Source organism: Microbacterium sp. Se5.02b, from assembly GCF_019464375.1.
Taxonomy (GTDB): Bacteria; Actinomycetota; Actinomycetes; order Actinomycetales; family Microbacteriaceae; genus Microbacterium.
Genome location: NZ_CP080491.1, coordinates 943,777 through 961,715 on the forward strand (window position 1 = coordinate 943,777; position 17,939 = coordinate 961,715).

A 17,939-nucleotide genomic window follows, 5' to 3' on the forward strand; every position below is an offset into this window, starting at 1 on the left:
TTCGAGATTCTTCCTCGGTCACGGACCTCGGACGCACGGCGCCAGTCGCCGAGCCTTCGTCATGGTACTCCGTGGCGGGGGCGACTACCCTGAACTCATGACGGACATCTTCGACGTGATCGCAGACGGTACGAGGCGAGACATCCTCCAGCTCCTGCTGCGACGCACCACCGAAGGGGAGACCGGCACGAGCGTCAGCCAGATCGTCGCCGATCTGGGGATCAGTCAGCCGACGGTGTCCAAGCATCTGAAGGTGCTGCGCGACGCGGAGCTCGTGTCCGTGCGGGAAGACGGGCAGCGTCGTTTCTACAGTCTGGCCGTCGAGCCGCTCGAGGTCGTCGACGACTGGCTCGTCCCCTTCCTGGTCGACGCCTTCGGAGACGGAGCGCCGGACATCGACTACCCCGGTGGTGTCCCGCTGCCCGATGGTGCGGCACACGCAGCGGAGGTCGTCGGGCGTGCCGCGGCATCGGCGAAGCACGTCGTCACCAACGCACTCAAGCGCCTCGGCGCCTGAGGGTTGCGGACGTGACTCGCCCCTGACGACAGGGGGCGTGTCGTCAGGGGCGATCCGCGAATCCCCAGATTCGCGCGGACTCGGCGGTGCCGGCACAAGTCCTGTGCCGACCATGGCAGTCCCGTCTGAGCGAACGGCGCACAACGCCTATGCCTCCGCTGGGACCGCATCACGCGGCCGGTGTCAGCGTCGTCCGGCCTTGCGGCGGAAGAGCCACGAGCCCCACGCCACGGCGACCACGAGGATGACCACGCACCATCCGATCGCCCACCAGGCTTCGTCCTGCACCGGCGTATCCGTCAGCAGTCCGCGGATGGTCTCGACGATGGGCGTGATCGGCTGATTCGCGGCGACGGGCTGCAACCATGAGGGCATGCTCGCCACCGGGACGAATGCGCTCGACAGGTAGGGCAGGAACAGCAGGATGAAGCCGTACCCGGTGGCGGCTTCCGGGCTTCCGGCGGCGAGACCGATCGCCGCGAACAGGTAGGTGATGGCGAGGATGTACAGCGCGATCAGTCCGGTCAGGGCGAGCCACCCCCGAGCGTCGCGGCCGGTCGGAAACCGACGAGCACCCCGACGCCGATCACGATCGCGGTCGCGATGAGGTTGCGCAGCACGCTCGCGACGACGTGTCCCGTGAGGACGGCGCTCGCGCGCAGCGGCATCGTGCGGAACCTGTCGATGATGCCGGTGCGCATGTCGTTCGCGACGTACACCGCGGTGGACGAGGCCCCGAACCCCGCACAGATGAGGATGATGCCCGGCACGACGTAGTCGACGTAGGCGCCGGACGGGTCGATCGCGCCGCCGAACACCCACGTGAACATGAGCATCAGCACCACGGGGAGCAGGATCGCCATGAGCAGAGATTCGCCGTCGCGGAGTGAATGGCGCAGGCTCCGGCCGACGAAGACCGTCTCTGCGGTGATGCCGCGCAGGCGCGGGCGGGGAGGGGCGGGCGGCGGTGCGGATGTCGTCGATCGCGGTGCGGCCAGGGCGATGTTCATGCGAGCTCCTTCACGGTGCGGGCGTCGGACGAGGGGGAGGTGACGGCGAGGAACACGTCGTCGAGGGTGGGGCGACGCAGCGTCACGATGCCGTCCTCCCCTTCGCGGTCGAGCAGGTCGAGCGCTCGCCGCAGGTCGGCGACCGTGCCGTCGGTGGGGATCTCGCGGCGCAGCTCGCCCTGGCCGTCGTGCAGTTCGACGGTGTCGCCTCCGATGCGCGACTTCAATGCGGCCGGCGTTCCGATCGCGGCGATGTTGCCGTCGTGAAGCACGGCGATCCGGTCGGACAGCTGATCGGCCTCTTCCAGATACTGCGTCGTGAGGAACACGGTCGTCCCGGCGGATGCGAGCATTCGGATGATGCTCCACAGGTCGCGGCGGCTGCGGGTGTCGAGGCCGGTCGTCGGTTCGTCGAGGAACAGCACCTCGGGGGTGACCACGAAGCTGAGCGCCAGATCGAGGCGCCGACGCATCCCTCCCGAGAAGGTGCGCACCGTTCGGGAAGCGGCATCGGCGAGGCCGAACTGGGCGATCAGGTCAGCAGCCCGGCGTCGTGCGGCTGCGCCTCGGAGGCCGGCGAGCCGAGCGAACATGATCACGTTCTCGGTGGCGGTGAGTGCGTCGTCGACGGCGGCGGCCTGACCGGTGAGGCTGATGCGCCGTTGGACCTCGAGGGCGTGGGTGCGCACATCCCAGCCCGCGACGGTCGCTGTGCCGGCGTCTGCGGCGGTCAGCGTGGTGAGGATGTTGATCGTGGTGGTCTTGCCTGCACCGTTCGGGCCGAGCAGGGCGAACACCTCGCCGCGGCCGACCTCGAAGTCCAGACCCTCGACGACCGTCTTCCCGGAGAAGGCCTTGTGCAGACCCCGTACCTCGATGGCTGTGTCCATCGGATCATCCCTTCTGTGTATGTAGGAAACTGTGTATGAGCAACACAACTGCGTATGACGGTAACACACTGTTTATTAAATAAACAGAAGTAGGATGAGGCCATGACCGAGACCGAGCTGCCCGAGCTGCCACGCGGGATCGCGCTCGCCTGGGGCGTCGCGGCGAATCCCCAGCGCGGGCCCAAGCGTGAGATGAGCGTCGAGAAGATCGTCGACGCGGCCGTCGAGCTGGCGGATGCCGAGGGGATCGGAGCCGTCTCCATGGCTGCGGTCGCCGCCAAGCTCGGCTTCACCCCCATGTCGCTCTATCGCTACGTCACCGCGAAGGATGATCTGCTGCTGCTGATGCAGGAGGAGGCGACGGGGCTCCCGCCCGAGAGCCACCTCGAGATCGACGGCTGGCGCGGGCGGCTGCTCGCGCTCTACGAAGCGCAGATACTCCTCTACCTCCGGCATCCGTGGATGTTGTCGCTCCCGATCACCGGCTCGCCGATCACGCCGCACAGTTCCGCCTGGCTGGATGCGGGGCTCGCGGCCCTCGAGGACACCCCTCTGAACGCGGAGGAGCGGATGGCAGTGGCGCTGGCGGTCACGGGCCACGCGCGCTGGTGCGGGATCGTGCAGGCCGGGTACACGGAGCAGTCCCGGTCGTCGGGCCTCACGCCAGAGGAGGTCGCGGTCCGGGAGGCGGCTCTGTTCGATCGTGTCATCACAGCGGAGGAGTTCCCCGCGCTGCGCCGAGGGATCGACGACGGTGTCTTCCTCTCGGAGGCCGACCCCTTCCGATTCGCGGTCGAACGGACGCTGGACGGCGTGACCGCATACATCGCCGGGCTCGATCGCGGAGACGCTCATGCCGCAGCCGCCGACTGGGTCGGACTCGACGCCGCCGAGCTCGCCGGCGACCGTAGGCTCAAGGAGGCGCAGAAAGCCGTGCGCGAGGCGGAGAAGGCGCTGCGTGCAGCCCGCAAGCTCGAGCGGCAGGCGTTCCGCGAGGCGCGCGACCGCGTCGCGAAGGCGAAGAAACCGGCCTGACCGTCGGGCATGCCCCTCGAGCGCACGCACGATCCCACTGATCACAGGGGTCACACGGGTTTACACGCGTCCCAGCTACCCCATAGAGTGTGCACATCGAGAAAGGGGTACGTGGGATGCCCGAGGTTCCAGACGTCAGATTCCTCACGGTGGCCGAGGTCGCCGAGCTCATGCGCGTGTCGAAGATGACCGTTTATCGGCTCGTCCACGCCGGGGAGCTGCCCGCCGTCCGCTTCGGACGGAGCTACCGCGTACCGGAGTCGGCCGTGGCCGACGCCCTGCAGCGGCCCATCGCCGACGTCGGTTGACCGCGCGGAGGAGATCGTGGACGTCAGCACGTTCTACGCACTCTTCTCCACCACGTGCTTCACGCTCACCGGACTGTGGTGGAACGTCGTCCGTGCGCGTCGGGACTGGACCGCGAACCCCGCGATGCGCCGGACGATCGGCGGCATCTACCTGTCGTTCCTGCTGCCGGCGCTGATGGGCCTGTTCGCCCAGGTCGGCGGAACAGAGAGCCCCGTGCTGTGGCGGCTCTCGTTCGTGGTCGTCGCAGTGGTCGGCGGCATCTCCATGGTCCGACTGGTCGCGCAGGCCGGGCGAGACGGCGCCTCGCCGGCGGTGCGTTGGATCCAGGTGGGCACGGTGGTCGTGTACGCGGCCGTCGCCGTGATCGGGGTCGCGCCCCAGATCGTCGCGCCGCTGGGACTCACCGGCATCCAGGTCGAAGCACTGCTCCTCATCGGTCTCGTCGCTCTGGGGCATGCCCTCGTGTGGCGGTTCCTGGTGACGGATGACGTCGGGGAGTGACCCCGCACAGGGCAGGCCGTCGGGTTTGCTAGACTGATCCGAGGCATTTTTCCGTGCCCGTACCCGGGTGTCCGCTATCGGCGACACCCAGCCACTGACTTAGTGAGGTTTCCGTGGGTTCTGTCATCAAGAAGCGCCGCAAGCGCATGGCGAAGAAGAAGCACCGCAAGCTGCTTCGCAAGACTCGCCACCAGCGCCGCAACAAGAAGTAAGCGGCCGGACACGAGCGCCTGTCTTCGGACGGGCGCTTTGTGTCTCTGCCCGCGTCTCCGAACGTCGAGAGGGATGTCATGAAGTCGATCACCGTCACCGAGCTCGCTGAGCGTTCCGGTGTCCCGCTCATCGATGTCCGGGAGGTGGACGAGTTCGCCGCCGGCCACGTGCCCGGCGCCGTCAACATCCCGATGTCCGAGATCGGCAACCGCCTCGAGGAGCTGCCGGCGGAGGCGTTCGACGTCATCTGCCAGGCAGGCGGGCGGTCGGCCAGAGTCGTCGAGGCGCTGGAGTCGCGCGGTTTCGACGCGACCAACGTCGAGGGCGGCACCGGCGAGTGGATCTCGCAGGGCCGCGCCGTCGAGGTGCCGTCGGCGTGACCACGCTGACGCTCATCGGCAAGCCCGACTGCCACCTGTGCGAGGTGGCCTCCGATGTGATCGACGCGGTCGTCGCGGAGCTCCCCGATGCTGCGGCGGAGCAGATCGAGATCGTCGAAGCCTCGATCCACGACGACCCCGCTCTGTACGAGCTGTGGTGGGAGAAGATCCCGGTCGTCCTGATCGACGGCGAGATGCACGCCCACTGGCGTGTGACGCCCGACCGGCTGCGTGAGGCGCTCGAAGGGGCACTCCGCGGCGACGCGAAGACCGAACTGAAGGAGTCGCTGTGACGATCCGGCATGTCGTGACCTGGAAGCTCGCCGCCGAGGACTCCGTGGAGCGTGCCGAGCAGGCGGCCGAGGTGGTGCGCCGGCTCAACGCCCTCGACGGGGTCGTTCCGCAGCTCCTCGCGATCTCGGCCGGCGCGAATGCGGCTTATCCCGAGACGAACTGGGACGTGACCCTCGTGGCGGACTTCGCGTCCGTCGAGGCGATCGAGGAGTATCAGGTCCACCCCGCCCACGAGGAGGTCGCCGGTTACATCCGCTCGGTGGTCGCCTCCCGCGTCGCGGTCGACTTCGAGGTCTGAGACCGCGTCGCACGCCTCGCGGGACTCGATTCCGCGCGTGTCGCAGGTGCATAGTTGCAACACAAACGTGACACGTCCGTCACGGATGTCATTGGTCACGCGACGGGCCGCATGTTTAGATGTTCTCCTACCCGTCATCGGGCGTCACATTCGCCCTCGACTCACAGGAGCCGACATGCCTCGTCGTAACCTCATCGCCGGTCTCGCTCTCGTGGCGACCGCCACCCTCGCGCTCGCCGGCTGCGCCACCGGATCCACCGATGCGGGAAGCAGCGACGCTCCTGCCGCCGGCGACGACTACGGCCTCGTCGAGCCGGGCACTCTCACGGTCTGCTCGGACGTTCCCTACCCGCCCTTCGAGGTCGAGGACACGAGCACCGAGACCGGCTATTCCGGTTTCGACATCGATCTGCTCAGCGCGATCGCCGAGAAGATCGACCTGAAGCTCTCCGTGCAGGATGTCGGCTTCGACGCTCTGCAGTCCGGTACGACGCTCGCCGCCGGCACCTGCGACATCGGCGCCTCCGCGATGACCATCACCGAGGAGCGCAAGGCCAACATCGACTTCTCGGACCCTTACGTCGACTCGCTGCAGTCGCTCCTCGTGCGCGCCGACTCGGACATCAAGTCCATCGATGACCTGGACGGCAAGAACGTCGGCGTGCAGCAGGGCACCACAGGCGAGTCCTACGCCGGTGAGAACGCGCCGGGCGCTCAGCTCGTGCAGTACCCGTCGGACGGCGAGCTGTGGCCGGCTATGCAGGCCGGTCAGATCGACGCGATCCTCCAGGACCAGCCGGTCAACTACGTTCACGAGCAGGACGACCCCAACTACAAGATCGTCGAGACCTACCCGACCGACGAGTCGTACGGCTTCGCCTTCGCGAAGGGTGAGAAGGATGCGCTGCGCGAGGCGGTCAACAAGGCGCTGAAGGAACTGCAGGACGACGGCGGCTACCAGGAGATCTACGACGAGTACCTCGCGGCCAAGTGACCGGCGGCGTCAGCAGAGCAGGAGGACCTCGACGATGGCGTTGAGGCGTACGACGAAGAGCAAGCTCTATCGATACTCGGTCTACGTGGTGCTGATCGCCATCGCCGTCTGGGCGATCGTCAGCACCGACTGGGCGAAGATCGGGCCGCTGTTCTTCAACCCCGAAGTCGCAGCGAAGATGTTCCCGGGCATCATCACGACCGCTCTGGTCAACACGCTGTGGTTCACGGCGGTCGCCTTCACCGGAGGGCTCGTCCTCGGTGTGGTGCTGGCGCTGATGAAGCTGTCGACCATCGCACCGTTCCGCTGGATCGCGACGGTCTGGATCGAGCTGTTCCGTGGACTGCCGGCGATCCTCACGATCTTCGGCATCGCATTCATCCTGCCGATCGCGCTGGGCGTGCCGGGGACGAAGCTCGGCGGCCCTGTGGTCCTCGGGCTCATCGGCCTGGTGCTCGTCGCTTCGGCGTACATGGCGGAGACGATCCGCGCGGGGATCCAGGCCGTTCCGAAGGGGCAGACCGAGGCGGCACGCTCGCTCGGCATGTCGCCCATGAAGACGACGTTCTGGATCGTCGTGCCGCAGGGGTTCCGGATCATCATCCCGCCGCTGACCAACGAATTCGTGCTGCTGCTCAAGGACACGTCGCTGCTGTTCGTGGCAGGCTCCTTCATCTGGTCGAAGGAGCTCACCACGTTCGCGCGCGACGCGAGCACGCAGAACGCGAACGGAACGCCGCTGATCATGGCGGCGATCCTGTACCTGATCGTGACGATCCCGCTCACGCGCTTCAGCGCGTGGCTGGAGCGCCGGATGTCGAGGCAGCGATGATCACCGAACTGATCGATGTGCACGCCCCCGCGATCGACGTGCGCGGGCTCGTCAAGAGCTTCGGCGACAACGAGGTGCTCAAGGGCATCGACCTCACGGTCACCAAGGGCGAGGTCGTCTGCGTGATCGGGCCGTCGGGCTCCGGCAAGTCGACCCTGTTGCGGTCGGTGAACCTGCTCGAGGAGCCGACAGGCGGCACGGTGCTGATCGAGGGCATCGACATCACCGACCCCGACGTCGACATCGACCGCGTGCGGACGCGCATCGGCATGGTCTTCCAGAGCTTCAACCTTTTCCCGCACCTCGACGTGCTGGGCAACCTCACGATCGCGCAGCAGCGCGTGAAGAAGCGCTCCAAGAAAGAAGCCGAGCAGATCGCGCACGCCATGCTCGCCCGGGTCGGACTGGCGGAGAAGGCCGATGCCTACCCCGGTCACCTCTCGGGCGGACAGCAGCAGCGCGTCGCCATCGCCCGTGCGCTCTGCATGAACCCGGACATGATGCTGTTCGACGAGCCGACCTCGGCGCTCGACCCCGAGCTGGTCGGCGAAGTGCTGCAGGTCATGCGCGCACTCGCCGACGAGGGCATGACGATGCTCGTCGTCACACACGAGATGGGCTTCGCGCGGGAGGTCGGTTCGCGCCTGGTCTTCATGGACGGCGGGAACATCGTGGAGGAAGGCGACCCGCGCGAGGTGCTCGCGAACCCGCAGCATCCGCGCACGAAGGACTTCCTCTCGCGCGTGCTCTGAGCTCTTACGGCGCCTCGCCACAGACCGAGACCCCGTGTCGCCATCATCAGCGGCACGGGGTCTCGGCGTGAAGTTCGGGTCGGAGGTCAGGCTTCGACGACCTCGGCATCTGCGGCGTTCCGTCGGACGGAGTCGATCCCGTTCAGTGCGGCGGACTTCGACGAGTAGCCTTCGCTGATCGCGATGACCTCGCCGTTGCCGGCCTTGAGACGGAACCGGTACTCGCCGGACTTGTCGGTGTACAGCTCGAACGTGCCTGCCATGAGGCGTCCTTTCTCTCTCGGATCAAGGGGACCCCGCCCCTCGGGCCTCACGCTAGCGCTCAGCGCCTGCCCGGGGGAAGAGCGGCCGGTCAGGCGCGCGGGTGCACGGCCACCGGTTCCGGCGAAACGGCGATGCGCACGCGGTCGCCGAACGACGGGTGAATCCCGGGAGCATGCTGGACGCGTACGAGTTCGCCCGACTCGGTGCGCACCAGTGTGCGTCGCATGCTGCCGAGGAAGGTGCTCTCTTCGACGAGGGCGTCGGTCGCCGCATCCGCCTCGGATGCGAAGTAGACGTTCTCAGGCCGGAGGTACACGTCGACCGGGCCGTCAGCCGGGGCCTGGAGGGGGAGCCGCTGGCCCCACACCCGCACATGATCTCCCTCGGCGACTCCCGACACGACACTGGAGAGCCCGACGAACGCCGCCACCCCAGCGGTCGACGGGGTCGTGTACAGCTCTTCGGGGGAACCGATCTGCTCGATGCGCCCGGCATTCATGACGGCGATCCGGTCGGAGACGGCCAGGGCCTCCTCCTGATCGTGTGTGACGAACACGGTGGTGATGCCGAGGCGCAGCTGAAGACGGCGGATCTCGTCGCGCAGCTGCACGCGCACCTTCGCGTCGAGCGCCGACAGCGGCTCGTCCAGCAGCAGCACCTTGGGTTCGGTGACCAGGGCACGGGCCAGGGCGACGCGCTGCTGCTGCCCGCCCGACAGCTGATGCGGGAAGCGATCGGCGAAGTCGGAGAGGCCGACCAGGGCGAGAGCGTCGAGCGAGCGTCGAGCGGCCTCCGCCTTCGCCAGCCCCCGCCGCCGCAGGCCGAAGGCCGTGTTGTCGACGACCCGCAGATGGGGGAAGAGGGAGTACGACTGGAAGACCATGCCGATGTCGCGCTTGTTGGTCGGTACTCGGGAGACATCGCCGCCGCCGAGCAGCACGCTGCCCTCATCCGCACCTTCGAGGCCGGCGAGCACCCGCAGCAGTGTCGTCTTGCCGCAGCCCGACGGGCCGAGAAGGGAGACGAACTCGCCGGGGGCGATGTCGAGATCCACCCCGTGCAGCACCCGCGTTCCGGAATAGCTCTTCACGATGCCGTGGAGCTCGACCCGCGTGCCTTCGCCGGCGCGGGCGAGCAGCAGGTTGTCCTTGGTGCGCGGCAGCGCGTTGTCGACGGTCATGAGCGGGCCTTTCGGGGGCCGCGAGCGACGCGGCCGATGAGGAGGAGCAGGAGGAAGACGAAGGCCAGGGCGAGCAAGGTGAAGATCGCCGGGGCGTACGGATCCTGTTTCTGCACGACGACCATGGCGGTCTGGAACACCTGGCGGTTCAGGAGCGAGGCGATCGTGAACTCGCCGAGCACGACCGCGATCGATATCAGGGATGCGGCGAGAAGACCCTGACGCAGGTTCGGCGCGAGCACTTGGAGCACGACCGTCGGCCAGCTCGCGCCGAGCGAGCGGGCGGCTTCGGAGAGGGTGCGCAGGTCGGCCGCGTCGATCGATGCCTGGATCGAACGGAACGCGAACGGCAGCACCGTGATGCCGTACGCGAAGGCGAGGGTCCAGGTACCGGTACCGAGCGTGCGACCGATCTGCAGGTAGATGGGCGCGAGTCCGACGACGAGCACGATCGCGGGAATCGAGATCGGCAGCAGCACCGCGAACTCGAATGCGGGCTTGAGCTTCGGAAAACGCAGGTTGACGAGGATCATCGTCGGCGCGAGCACAAGCAGCACGATCGCGACCGTGACGAGCGCGAGGATCAGGGAGTTGCCGAGGCCCGTCCAGATCGGCTTGATCGCGGCGGAGGCGGCGGGGTCGAAGACGGCGGCCCATCGCTCGAAGGAGGGACCGTCCTTGCCTCGAAGCGTGAAGAGGAAAGTCGAGATCAAGGGGATCGCGAAGAACGCCCCGACGGCGAGACCGATGATCCGGCGCGTCGCCCGCGAGGGGCCGATGCCGGTCACGACTGCCACCGTGCCGCCCGGCGCTGGATGAGCGAGTACAGAGCCATCACGACGCCGACGACGATGATCATGCCGAGCGCGAGCGCACCGGCGAGATTCTCACGACCGAGAAGGGTCTCGCTCGTGAGGGCCGTGCGAATCTGCAGCGGCACGATCTGCGACCCCTGACTCGCGAGCGCGGCAGCCGTCGCGTACGACGAGAACGCGTTCGCGAACAGCAGCAGCAGGCTGGCGAGGAACGAAGGCGCGAGCACAGGGATGCCGATCCGCACCCAGAAGCTGGCTCCGGTGCCGCCGAGGGTGAGGTTGGCCTCGGCCCACTGCGGCTTGAGCGCGGCGAGAGCGGGCATGAAGGTGATGATCATCAGGGGCACCTGGAAGTAGATGTACGGCAGGATCAGCCCCGGCAGCTCATAGAGCCAGGTGCCGTTCGGGAAGATGTCCACTCCGAACGTGTCCTTGAGGAAGAGCGTGATCACCCCCTGGATCCCGATCGTGGCGATGAAGGCGAACGCCAGCATGACGCCGCCGAACTGGGCGAGCACACCTGCCGCGGCATCGATCGAAGAACGGATCGCGCCGTCGGGATTCGCCCCGAGCAGGGCATAGCAGACCAGCGCTCCGACGAGAGCACCCACCACGGCCGTCAGCGCAGAGAGCCATGCGGAGTTCGCGAAGGTGTTCAGCACGACGGGGTCGCCGAGGGCGGCGATGTTGCTCCACGTGAAGGTGCCGTCGTCGTCGAAGAACCCGGAGCCGATCGCGAGCACTGTCGGCACCGCGAGGAACAGCACGACGTAGGCGGCGAACGGGACGAGCCCGAGCCAGGCGAACGACGGCGCGGACCGCCGGGCCCTCGCGTCGTGCGAGGACCCGGCGGGGGTGACGGGGTGGATGACGCGGCATCCACCCCCGCAGCGGTGAGGGTGGTCACTGGACCGCCGCGGCCCACTTCTCGCCGAGAAGCGTGCCGGCGTTCGTCGACTGCTCCTCCGTCGGAACCACGGTCTCCTCCGGGGCCTCCGGGAGCGCGGCGGCGAGGTCGGCGTCGATCGTGCCGGCCTCGGTCATGGCCTCCATGCGCACGGGGCGTGCGCCGCCCTTCAGCCAGAGGTTCTGCACGTCGTCGCTGTAGAGGAACTCCTGCCACAGGCGCGCGGCGGCCGGGTGCGGGGCGTCGATGTTGATGGCCTGGTTGTAGTACCCGGCGTAGCCGGTGCCGTCGAACACGACGACCTTCCAGTCCTCGTTGTCGGCGGTGTGGGACGCGTTCAGGTAGTCCCAGTCGAACACCACCGGCGTCTCGCCGCTCGCGATGGTCGCCGTGGTGACGTCGACCTTGAGCAGGTTGCCCGCCTTCTGCAGCTCCGAGAAGAAGTCGATGCCCGGCTGGAAGTCGTCGAGCGTGCCGTCCGACTGCACGGTGGCCAGACCCACGGCGGCGAAAGCAGCACCGGCCTGCGTCGGGTCGCCGTTGATGGCCACAGAGCCCTTGTAGTCGGCCGACAGCAGATCGGCGAGCTCGGCGGGGGCGTCGAACTTCGACGAGTCGTAGCCGATCGACATGTATCCGCCGTAGTCGCCGACGAAGAGCCCGGTCGGCTCCTTGAGCTCATCGGGGATCTCGTCCCACGTCTGCACCTGGTACGGCGCGAACGTGTCGGTGTTCTGCAGAGCGACCGTCAGACCCAGGTCGAACACGTCAGGAGCCGTGTCGAGGCCCTTGTTGGTCTCCGCGGCCTGGATCTCCTCGGCGCTGGAGACATCGGGCGAGGCCTCGTTGATCGTGATCTCCGGGTACTTCTCGGTGAAAAGGTCGAGGATCTCGCCGTAGTTCGCCCAGTCGCGCGGGAGGGCGATGACGTTGAGGGATCCCTCCGCCTTGGCCGCGGCTTCGAGGTCGGCGAAGGTGCCGAAGTCTTCCACCGAGGTCGCGGTGGAGGCATCCACATCGGAGTCGCCGGAGGCGGGGGTGTCTGCAGCGGTGGCGCAGGAGGTCAGAACGAGTGCGGCCGTCGCGGCCAGGGCGATGCCGGCGCCGATGCGCGCGCGGCGGGTGATGCGAGCCATGAGTGTCCTCTCGGTGTCCGGCGCTGTGAGCCGGTGTCGGGTTGCGAGAGGACACTATGAGGCCGAGGTTGCCGACCGTCGCGGCTCGGGTGAACGGACGGTGACGCGACGGTGGACGCTCGGGTGCGGGCGGGCGCTCAGCGCGAGGGAACCGTGTACGTGAAGCCGCGGTGCGACCCGACGTAGCCGAGGCGCTGCGGATGCGGCAGAGGGAGGGCGTCGAGCATGGCTCCAGGCTGCCAGCGCGCGGGGCGGATGCGAGGTCGACGGCGGCACTCTGGAATCATGGCCAGGTGGATATCGGCGCCGTGCTCGGACTGGAGCAGCTCACCTGGGGGATGCTGCTGCTCGTCGTCATCGCCGCGTTCTGTGCCGGCTGGATCGACGCGGTCGTCGGAGGCGGAGGCCTGCTGCAGCTGCCGGCTCTCCTGCTGATCCCCGGCATCTCGCCCGTGCAGGCGCTCGCCACGAACAAGCTCGCCTCCGTGTTCGGCACCGCGACCAGCAGCGTCACCTATTACCGACGCGCCAAACCCGACATCCGCACAGCGCTGCCGATGGCGGCGATCGCCTTCATCGGCTCGTTCGGGGCGCAGCTGTCGCGACCGTGCTGCCGCCCGCCGCGTTCAAGCCCATCATCGTGATCGCGCTGCTCGTCGTCGCCCTGTTCACCGCGTTCAAGCCGCAGATGGGAGCGGCGACGAAGCTGCGGTACTCCGGGCACAAGCACCACATCATGGCGGGCGCGGCGGGACTCGGCATCGGCTTCTACGACGGGATGATCGGTCCGGGCACGGGCACCTTCCTGGTGATCACGCTCGTCGCCCTGCTCGGCTACGACTTCTTGCAGGCGAGCGCGAAGGCCAAGATCGTGAACCTCGCGACGAACGCCGGAGCGCTGATGCTGTTCATCCCGCACGGTGCCGTGCTGTGGCTGCTCGGCGGCATCCTCGCGGTCGCGAACGTGGCGGGCAGCTACCTGGGGTCGCGCATGGCCATCTCGCGCGGGACCACGTTCATCCGGGTGGTGTTCCTGGTGGTCGTGGTCGCCCTGATCGCGAAGCTGGGCGTCGACGTGTGGAACGAGAACATCGTGCCGGCTCTCGCGCTTCTCGGCTCTTGACACGACGCCAGGTCAGGCAGAGACGCCGGATCAGGCAGGTTCTGTGCAGAACCGCCTGATCCGGCGTGAGTGCCTGATCCCGCGCGGGACGGACCTCAGGCGGACTCGTCCTCGGGCTCGGCGTCCACGCCCGCTTCGGCGCGCTGTGCGGCCGTGATGGGGGCCGGAGCCGCGGTCAGCGGGTCGTAGCCGTTGCCCGACTTCGGGAACGCGATGACCTCGCGGATCGACTCGGTCTTGGTCAGATGCTGCAGCACGCGGTCCATGCCGAGCGCGATCCCGCCGTGGGGCGGAGCACCGAACTTGAACGCGTCGAGCAGGAAGCCGAACTGCTCGTCGGCCTGCTCGTCGCTGATGCCCATGACCTCGAACACGCGCTTCTGCACGTCTTCGCGGTGGATGCGGATCGATCCGCCGCCGAGCTCGGAGCCGTTGCACACGATGTCGTACGCGTACGCGAGGGCGGACCCGGGGTCGGTGTCGAACGTGTCCTGGAACTCGGGCTTGGGGCCCGTGAACGCGTGGTGCACGGCCGTCCAGGCGCCTGCGCCCACGGCCACGTCGCCGGAGGCCACCGCGTCGGCGGCAGGCTCGAACATCGGCGCGTCGACGACCCAGGTGAAGGCGAATTCGTCGGGATTCAGGTAGCCGAGACGGCGACCGATCTCGACGCGTGCGGCACCGAGCAGCGCACGGCTCTGCTTGGTGTCGCCGGCGGCGAAGAAGACGCAGTCGCCCGGCTCGGCGCCCACGAGCGCGGCGAGCCCGGCCTGCTCCGCCTCGGACAGGTTCTTGGCAGCAGGACCGCCCAGGGATCCGTCTTCGTTGAACAGGACGTACGCGAGGCCGCGCGCACCGCGCTGCTTCGCCCAGTCCTGCCACGCGTCGAGCTGCTTACGCGGCTGCGAGGCGCCACCGGGCATACGCACTGCTCCGACATACTCGGCCTGGAAGACCCGGAACGGGGTGTCGGCGAAGTACTCGGTCGCGTCGACGAGCTCGAGGCCGAAGCGCAGGTCGGGCTTGTCGGAACCATACTTGGCCATGGCGTCGGCGTACGTCAGACGCGGCAGAGGCGTCGGGACCTCGACCCCGATCGTCGCCCACATCGCGACGATGAGCGACTCCATCAGCGCGATGACGTCTTCCTGGTCGACGAAGCTCATCTCGATGTCGAGCTGCGTGAACTCCGGCTGCCGGTCGGCGCGGAAGTCCTCGTCGCGGTAGCAGCGGGCGATCTGGAAGTACTTCTCCACGCCGCCGACCATGAGCAGCTGCTTGAACAGCTGCGGCGACTGCGGCAGGGCGTACCAGCTACCCGGGCTCAGGCGTGCGGGCACCAGGAAGTCGCGCGCGCCCTCGGGCGTCGAGCGCGTGAGGGTCGGCGTCTCGACCTCGGTGAAGTCGTCGGCGTGCAGCACGTCACGGATCGCCTTGTAGACGTTCGAGCGCAGACGAAGGGCGGAGGCCGGTGCCGGGCGGCGCAGGTCGAGGTAGCGGTACTTGAGGCGTGCCTCTTCGCCGACCGTCTCGGTCTCGGCGACAGCGGTCGAGACCTGGAAGGGGAGCGGGGCCGACTCGTTCAGCACCTCGACGTCGGTCGCGATGAGCTCGATCTCGCCGGTGGGCAGGTTCGGGTTCGCGTTGCCCTCCGGTCGACGCGACACCTCGCCGGTCACCCGCAGCACGAATTCGTTGCGCAGCGGATGGGCGATCTCCTCGTCGCGGATGACGACCTGGGCGATGCCGGAGGCGTCTCGCAGATCGATGAAGGCGACTCCTCCGTGGTCACGACGGCGATCGACCCACCCCGCGAGGGTGACGGTCTGACCGATGTGCTCTGCTCGCAGCGAGCCTGCCGAGTGGGTGCGAAGCACGGAGTATTCCTTCTGATCTGGGAAATGGGGAACCCGCCCATTCTACGGGGGACCGCGTCGCCCGCTCGGCCCGTACCGGGCGCTCAGTATGATCGCCAGGACAGAAAGGCGCATCATGGACTCCAACGGCATCTCCGACCTCTTCGGCGCGATCTTCTCGGGGACGACGGGGCTGATCGCCCTCGTCTTCTACGTCCTCGTCGTCATCGGCCTCTGGAAGGTCTTCACGAAGGCCGGCTACCCCGGCATCCTCGCGATCATCCCCATCGTGAATGTGATCTTCCTCGTCAAGATCGCCGGGATGTCGGGCTGGCTCGCGCTGCTGTACCTGATCCCGATCGTCGGCTTCATCTTCGGCATCATCGTGGCCGTCAAGCTCGGTGAGCGGTTCGGCAAGGGGGGTCTGTTCTCGTTCTTCCTGCTGTTCGTCTTCCCCTACATCGGCTACCTGATCCTCGGCTTCGGCGACTCCCGCTACCGCGAGGCGTGAGATGGCGGCTTCGCGCCTGCATCTGGTCCGACACGGCGAGGTGCACAACCCGGCCCGCGTGCTCTACGGCCGTCTTCCCGACTACCACCTGAGCGCCGCGGGTCGGGGGATGGCGGAGGCTGCTGCCGATCACGTCGCCGCGTCGGATCGTGCGGTCTCCGCCCTGTACGCGTCTCCGCTGGAGCGTGCGCAGGAATCCGCCGCGCCCTTCGCCGAACGATTCGACCTCGTGCCGGAGATCGACATCCGCCTGATCGAGCCGACCAATGTGTTCGAGGGCACGCAGATGCGTCGTTCGCTGATGAACCCGTTCAACTGGTGGCACCTGCGCCAGCCGTCGCTGCCGAGCTGGGGCGAACCGTACTCCTCCATCGCGGAGCGGATGCTGGGGGTCATGGACGAGGCCTGGGACGCCGCCGCGGACGGCGATGTGGTGATGGTCTCGCACCAGGCGCCCATCTGGATCACGCACCTGAGGGTTGCGGGGCTGCCCCTGCGGCACGACCCGCGCACCCGGCGCTGCGCCCTCTCGAGCGTCACCTCGTTCGAACGCGTCGGCGACGTGTGGCGCGAGGTCGCCTATGCCGAACCAGCGGCCACAGGCGGTGCGGTCGACGTCGGCGCGGTCTGAATCCCGTTCTCGAATCGCGCAAGGGGCTCGATCCCGGTGAAGGATGGCGCCATCCGCGCGATTCGAGACGGAGTCAGTGCTCGGCCGCCAGAAGCGACTGGATGATGCCGATAGCGGCCAGCTGACCGGCGGCGGCCGCCAGCAGCACCGATGCCATCGGGCCGGGGAGGGTCGCGCGGTGCGCGAGATCGCCCGCGGCGAAGACGCCGGGGTGCGACGTGCGCCCGAACTCGTCGATCTCGATGCACCCCGACTCGAGCATCCGGAGTCCGAGTCCTGCGGCGAAGGGCGCGCGCTGGCGCATCGTCCCCGACGCCACGAAGATCCCGCCGACGGTGAGCTCGCCATCCGCGGTGCCGATCCGCACGCCGCCGTCGCTCTTCTCGACGGATGCGACGGGGGCGGCGCCGACGCGCACGCCGAGGCCCTCGAGCATCGCCGTGTCCTCGTCGGTGAACGGCTCCCCGACCGGGAGGACCGTGATGTCGCCCACGATGCGACCGAGCAGGCCGATCAGGTGCGCGGCCCTCGGCGCCGCCCCGAGGATGCCGATCGGGGTGCCCGCATGCTCGTGTCCGTCGCAGAACGGACAGCTGAAGGCGTGTGTGCCCCACAGCTCCTGCAGCCCCGGCACCGGCGGAAGGTCATCGGCGACGCCCGTGGCCAGCACGATGTGGTGCCCCGCCACCCGCGACCCGTCGGAGAGCTGCACCTCGAACGAGGTCTCGTCGGCGGAGATGGTCGTGGCGGAGAGGTCGCGGATATCCACGTCGTCGTAGGCGGCGAGCTCGGCCCTGGCCGTGGCGCGGAACTCCGCCGGGGGCGTCCCATCCTCGCCGACCATGTTGTGCATGTGCAGAACGGTGCCGTTGCGGTACTCACCCGAATCCAACAGCAGCGTAGATCGGTGCATCCGTCCGAGGGTCAGAGCGGCCTGCAGACCTGCCGGTCCTGCGCCGATCACGATGGCGTCGTACATGTCAGTCCTTTCGGAGGAGGTTGCGTTCTCCGACAGTCTGTGACTTCATGTCAACATGAAGTCAAGCGCCGAGCATCCCTGGTCCGTCGGCGATGTCGCCGCCCGGTTCGAACTGCCGACCAACGTGTTGCGGCACTGGGAGTCGGTCGGCCTGCTGCGGCCGTCGCGCGACGATGCGGGGCGACGACGTTACGGCGAGGACGACGTCGTGCGTATCGCGGTGATCCGACGCAGCAAAGCCGCAGGGATGAGCCTCGACCAGATCGCCGTGCTGCTCGACGACGGGAGCGCCGGGCGACACCAGGTGCTCCAGCAGCACCTGGACGACATCGACCGGCGGATGGAGGAGATGCGACGCTCGCGGGAGATGACCGAGCACGCCATGGGATGCCGCGCCCACGACATCGCCACCTGTCCGCGGTTCCGGGCCGGCGTCGACGACGTTCTGGCGCGGTTCTGAGGCCCGTCTCGGACCGCTCCGCATCCACCTCGTGCATAGGATTCTCTGCGTA

The 17,939-nt window shown here is 68.0% G+C and carries 24 protein-coding genes and 1 pseudogene; 15 read left to right on the forward strand and 10 right to left on the reverse strand.

From position 1 onward, the window contains the following. Positions 1-97: 97 nt before the first annotated feature. On the forward strand, positions 98-517 hold the full coding sequence (locus tag K1X59_RS04730; protein ID WP_183151991.1) for a helix-turn-helix transcriptional regulator: 420 nt from the start codon (positions 98-100) through the stop codon (positions 515-517). A gap of 183 nt (positions 518-700) precedes the next feature. On the opposite strand, the gene K1X59_RS20830 is transcribed toward K1X59_RS04730, so the two are convergent. The 3 genes from K1X59_RS20830 to K1X59_RS04740 are packed head-to-tail and all read right to left on the reverse strand — an operon-like array spanning position 701 to position 2,417. Next, positions 701-1,045: an ABC transporter permease gene (locus K1X59_RS20830; RefSeq protein ID WP_258567255.1), complete on the reverse strand. Its 345-nt coding sequence runs from the start codon at positions 1,043-1,045 to the stop codon at positions 701-703. Next, positions 1,042-1,527 (reverse strand): ABC transporter permease, encoded by a 486-nt coding sequence (locus K1X59_RS20835; RefSeq protein ID WP_258567083.1) that lies wholly within the window; start codon positions 1,525-1,527, stop codon positions 1,042-1,044. Before K1X59_RS20835 ends, K1X59_RS20830 begins: the two co-directional genes overlap by 4 nt. Continuing rightward, positions 1,524-2,417: an ATP-binding cassette domain-containing protein gene (locus K1X59_RS04740; RefSeq protein WP_220173980.1), complete on the reverse strand. Its 894-nt coding sequence runs from the start codon at positions 2,415-2,417 to the stop codon at positions 1,524-1,526. The genes K1X59_RS20835 and K1X59_RS04740 overlap by 4 nt, the downstream gene beginning before the upstream one ends. A gap of 102 nt (positions 2,418-2,519) precedes the next feature. Between K1X59_RS04740 and K1X59_RS04745 the strand changes: the two genes are divergently transcribed. From K1X59_RS04745 to K1X59_RS04790, 10 genes are all read left to right on the forward strand, one after another. Then, positions 2,520-3,452, forward strand: a complete 933-nt coding sequence (locus tag K1X59_RS04745) for a TetR/AcrR family transcriptional regulator (protein ID WP_183151993.1) — start codon at positions 2,520-2,522, stop codon at positions 3,450-3,452. 116 nt (positions 3,453-3,568) lie between these two features. Next, entirely contained in the window at positions 3,569-3,760 is a 192-nt protein-coding gene (locus K1X59_RS04750; RefSeq protein WP_017204627.1) for a helix-turn-helix domain-containing protein, read from the forward strand. Between the two features lie 16 nt (positions 3,761-3,776). Continuing rightward, positions 3,777-4,262, forward strand: coding sequence for a hypothetical protein (locus K1X59_RS04755; RefSeq protein WP_183151994.1), 486 nt, complete (start codon positions 3,777-3,779; stop codon positions 4,260-4,262). A gap of 113 nt (positions 4,263-4,375) precedes the next feature. Then, on the forward strand, positions 4,376-4,474 hold the full coding sequence (locus K1X59_RS04760) for a 30S ribosomal protein bS22 (protein ID WP_003792170.1): 99 nt from the start codon (positions 4,376-4,378) through the stop codon (positions 4,472-4,474). A gap of 78 nt (positions 4,475-4,552) precedes the next feature. Continuing rightward, entirely contained in the window at positions 4,553-4,855 is a 303-nt protein-coding gene (locus K1X59_RS04765; RefSeq protein WP_183151995.1) for a rhodanese-like domain-containing protein, read from the forward strand. Next, positions 4,852-5,148: a glutaredoxin family protein gene (locus tag K1X59_RS04770; protein WP_183151996.1), complete on the forward strand. Its 297-nt coding sequence runs from the start codon at positions 4,852-4,854 to the stop codon at positions 5,146-5,148. Before K1X59_RS04765 ends, K1X59_RS04770 begins: the two co-directional genes overlap by 4 nt. Further along, positions 5,145-5,447 carry a Dabb family protein gene (locus K1X59_RS04775; protein WP_183151997.1) on the forward strand — a complete coding sequence of 101 codons (303 nt, stop codon included), beginning with the start codon at positions 5,145-5,147 and terminating at the stop codon, positions 5,445-5,447. Before K1X59_RS04770 ends, K1X59_RS04775 begins: the two co-directional genes overlap by 4 nt. A 175-nt stretch (positions 5,448-5,622) precedes the next feature. Next, positions 5,623-6,441, forward strand: a complete 819-nt coding sequence (locus tag K1X59_RS04780) for a basic amino acid ABC transporter substrate-binding protein (RefSeq protein ID WP_183151998.1) — start codon at positions 5,623-5,625, stop codon at positions 6,439-6,441. A gap of 34 nt (positions 6,442-6,475) precedes the next feature. Continuing rightward, entirely contained in the window at positions 6,476-7,273 is a 798-nt protein-coding gene (locus K1X59_RS04785; protein WP_183151999.1) for an amino acid ABC transporter permease, read from the forward strand. Then, entirely contained in the window at positions 7,270-8,025 is a 756-nt protein-coding gene (locus K1X59_RS04790; protein ID WP_183152000.1) for an amino acid ABC transporter ATP-binding protein, read from the forward strand. The genes K1X59_RS04785 and K1X59_RS04790 overlap by 4 nt, the downstream gene beginning before the upstream one ends. Positions 8,026-8,111: 86 nt before the next feature. On the opposite strand, the gene K1X59_RS04795 is transcribed toward K1X59_RS04790, so the two are convergent. From K1X59_RS04795 to K1X59_RS04815, 5 genes are all read right to left on the reverse strand, one after another. Beyond that, a complete protein-coding gene (locus K1X59_RS04795; RefSeq protein ID WP_183152001.1) occupies positions 8,112-8,288 on the reverse strand; it encodes a YegP family protein in 177 nt (58 codons plus the stop codon). Between the two features lie 89 nt (positions 8,289-8,377). Then, a complete protein-coding gene (locus K1X59_RS04800) occupies positions 8,378-9,469 on the reverse strand; it encodes an ABC transporter ATP-binding protein (RefSeq protein ID WP_183152002.1) in 1,092 nt (363 codons plus the stop codon). Next, positions 9,466-10,266, reverse strand: a complete 801-nt coding sequence (locus tag K1X59_RS04805; RefSeq protein WP_396652571.1) for an ABC transporter permease — start codon at positions 10,264-10,266, stop codon at positions 9,466-9,468. The genes K1X59_RS04800 and K1X59_RS04805 overlap by 4 nt, the downstream gene beginning before the upstream one ends. After that, positions 10,254-11,051, reverse strand: coding sequence for an ABC transporter permease subunit (locus K1X59_RS04810; protein WP_220173981.1), 798 nt, complete (start codon positions 11,049-11,051; stop codon positions 10,254-10,256). Before K1X59_RS04810 ends, K1X59_RS04805 begins: the two co-directional genes overlap by 13 nt. Positions 11,052-11,187: 136 nt before the next feature. Continuing rightward, entirely contained in the window at positions 11,188-12,327 is a 1,140-nt protein-coding gene (locus K1X59_RS04815) for an ABC transporter substrate-binding protein (protein ID WP_183152005.1), read from the reverse strand. 338 nt (positions 12,328-12,665) lie between these two features. Here K1X59_RS04815 and K1X59_RS04820 point away from each other — a divergent pair. After that, positions 12,666-13,450, forward strand: a pseudogene (locus tag K1X59_RS04820) (sulfite exporter TauE/SafE family protein). Between the two features lie 95 nt (positions 13,451-13,545). Here the strand turns inward: K1X59_RS04820 and aspS are convergent. Next, positions 13,546-15,327: an aspartate--tRNA ligase gene (aspS, locus tag K1X59_RS04825; protein ID WP_183152006.1), complete on the reverse strand. Its 1,782-nt coding sequence runs from the start codon at positions 15,325-15,327 to the stop codon at positions 13,546-13,548. Positions 15,328-15,442: 115 nt separating this feature from the next. On the opposite strand from aspS, the gene K1X59_RS04830 reads away from it, so the two are divergent. Together K1X59_RS04830 and K1X59_RS04835 are read left to right on the forward strand one after the other, a co-directional pair. Next, positions 15,443-15,817: a DUF5684 domain-containing protein gene (locus K1X59_RS04830; protein WP_183152007.1), complete on the forward strand. Its 375-nt coding sequence runs from the start codon at positions 15,443-15,445 to the stop codon at positions 15,815-15,817. A gap of 1 nt (position 15,818) precedes the next feature. Continuing rightward, positions 15,819-16,448, forward strand: coding sequence for a histidine phosphatase family protein (locus K1X59_RS04835; protein WP_183152008.1), 630 nt, complete (start codon positions 15,819-15,821; stop codon positions 16,446-16,448). Positions 16,449-16,521: 73 nt separating this feature from the next. Here K1X59_RS04835 and K1X59_RS04840 read toward each other — a convergent pair whose 3' ends face one another. Further along, positions 16,522-17,427: an NAD(P)/FAD-dependent oxidoreductase gene (locus K1X59_RS04840; RefSeq protein ID WP_183152009.1), complete on the reverse strand. Its 906-nt coding sequence runs from the start codon at positions 17,425-17,427 to the stop codon at positions 16,522-16,524. Positions 17,428-17,482: 55 nt separating this feature from the next. Here K1X59_RS04840 and K1X59_RS04845 point away from each other — a divergent pair, with 55 nt between their 5' ends. After that, positions 17,483-17,887, forward strand: coding sequence for a MerR family transcriptional regulator (locus tag K1X59_RS04845; protein ID WP_183152010.1), 405 nt, complete (start codon positions 17,483-17,485; stop codon positions 17,885-17,887). Positions 17,888-17,939 lie beyond the last annotated feature (52 nt).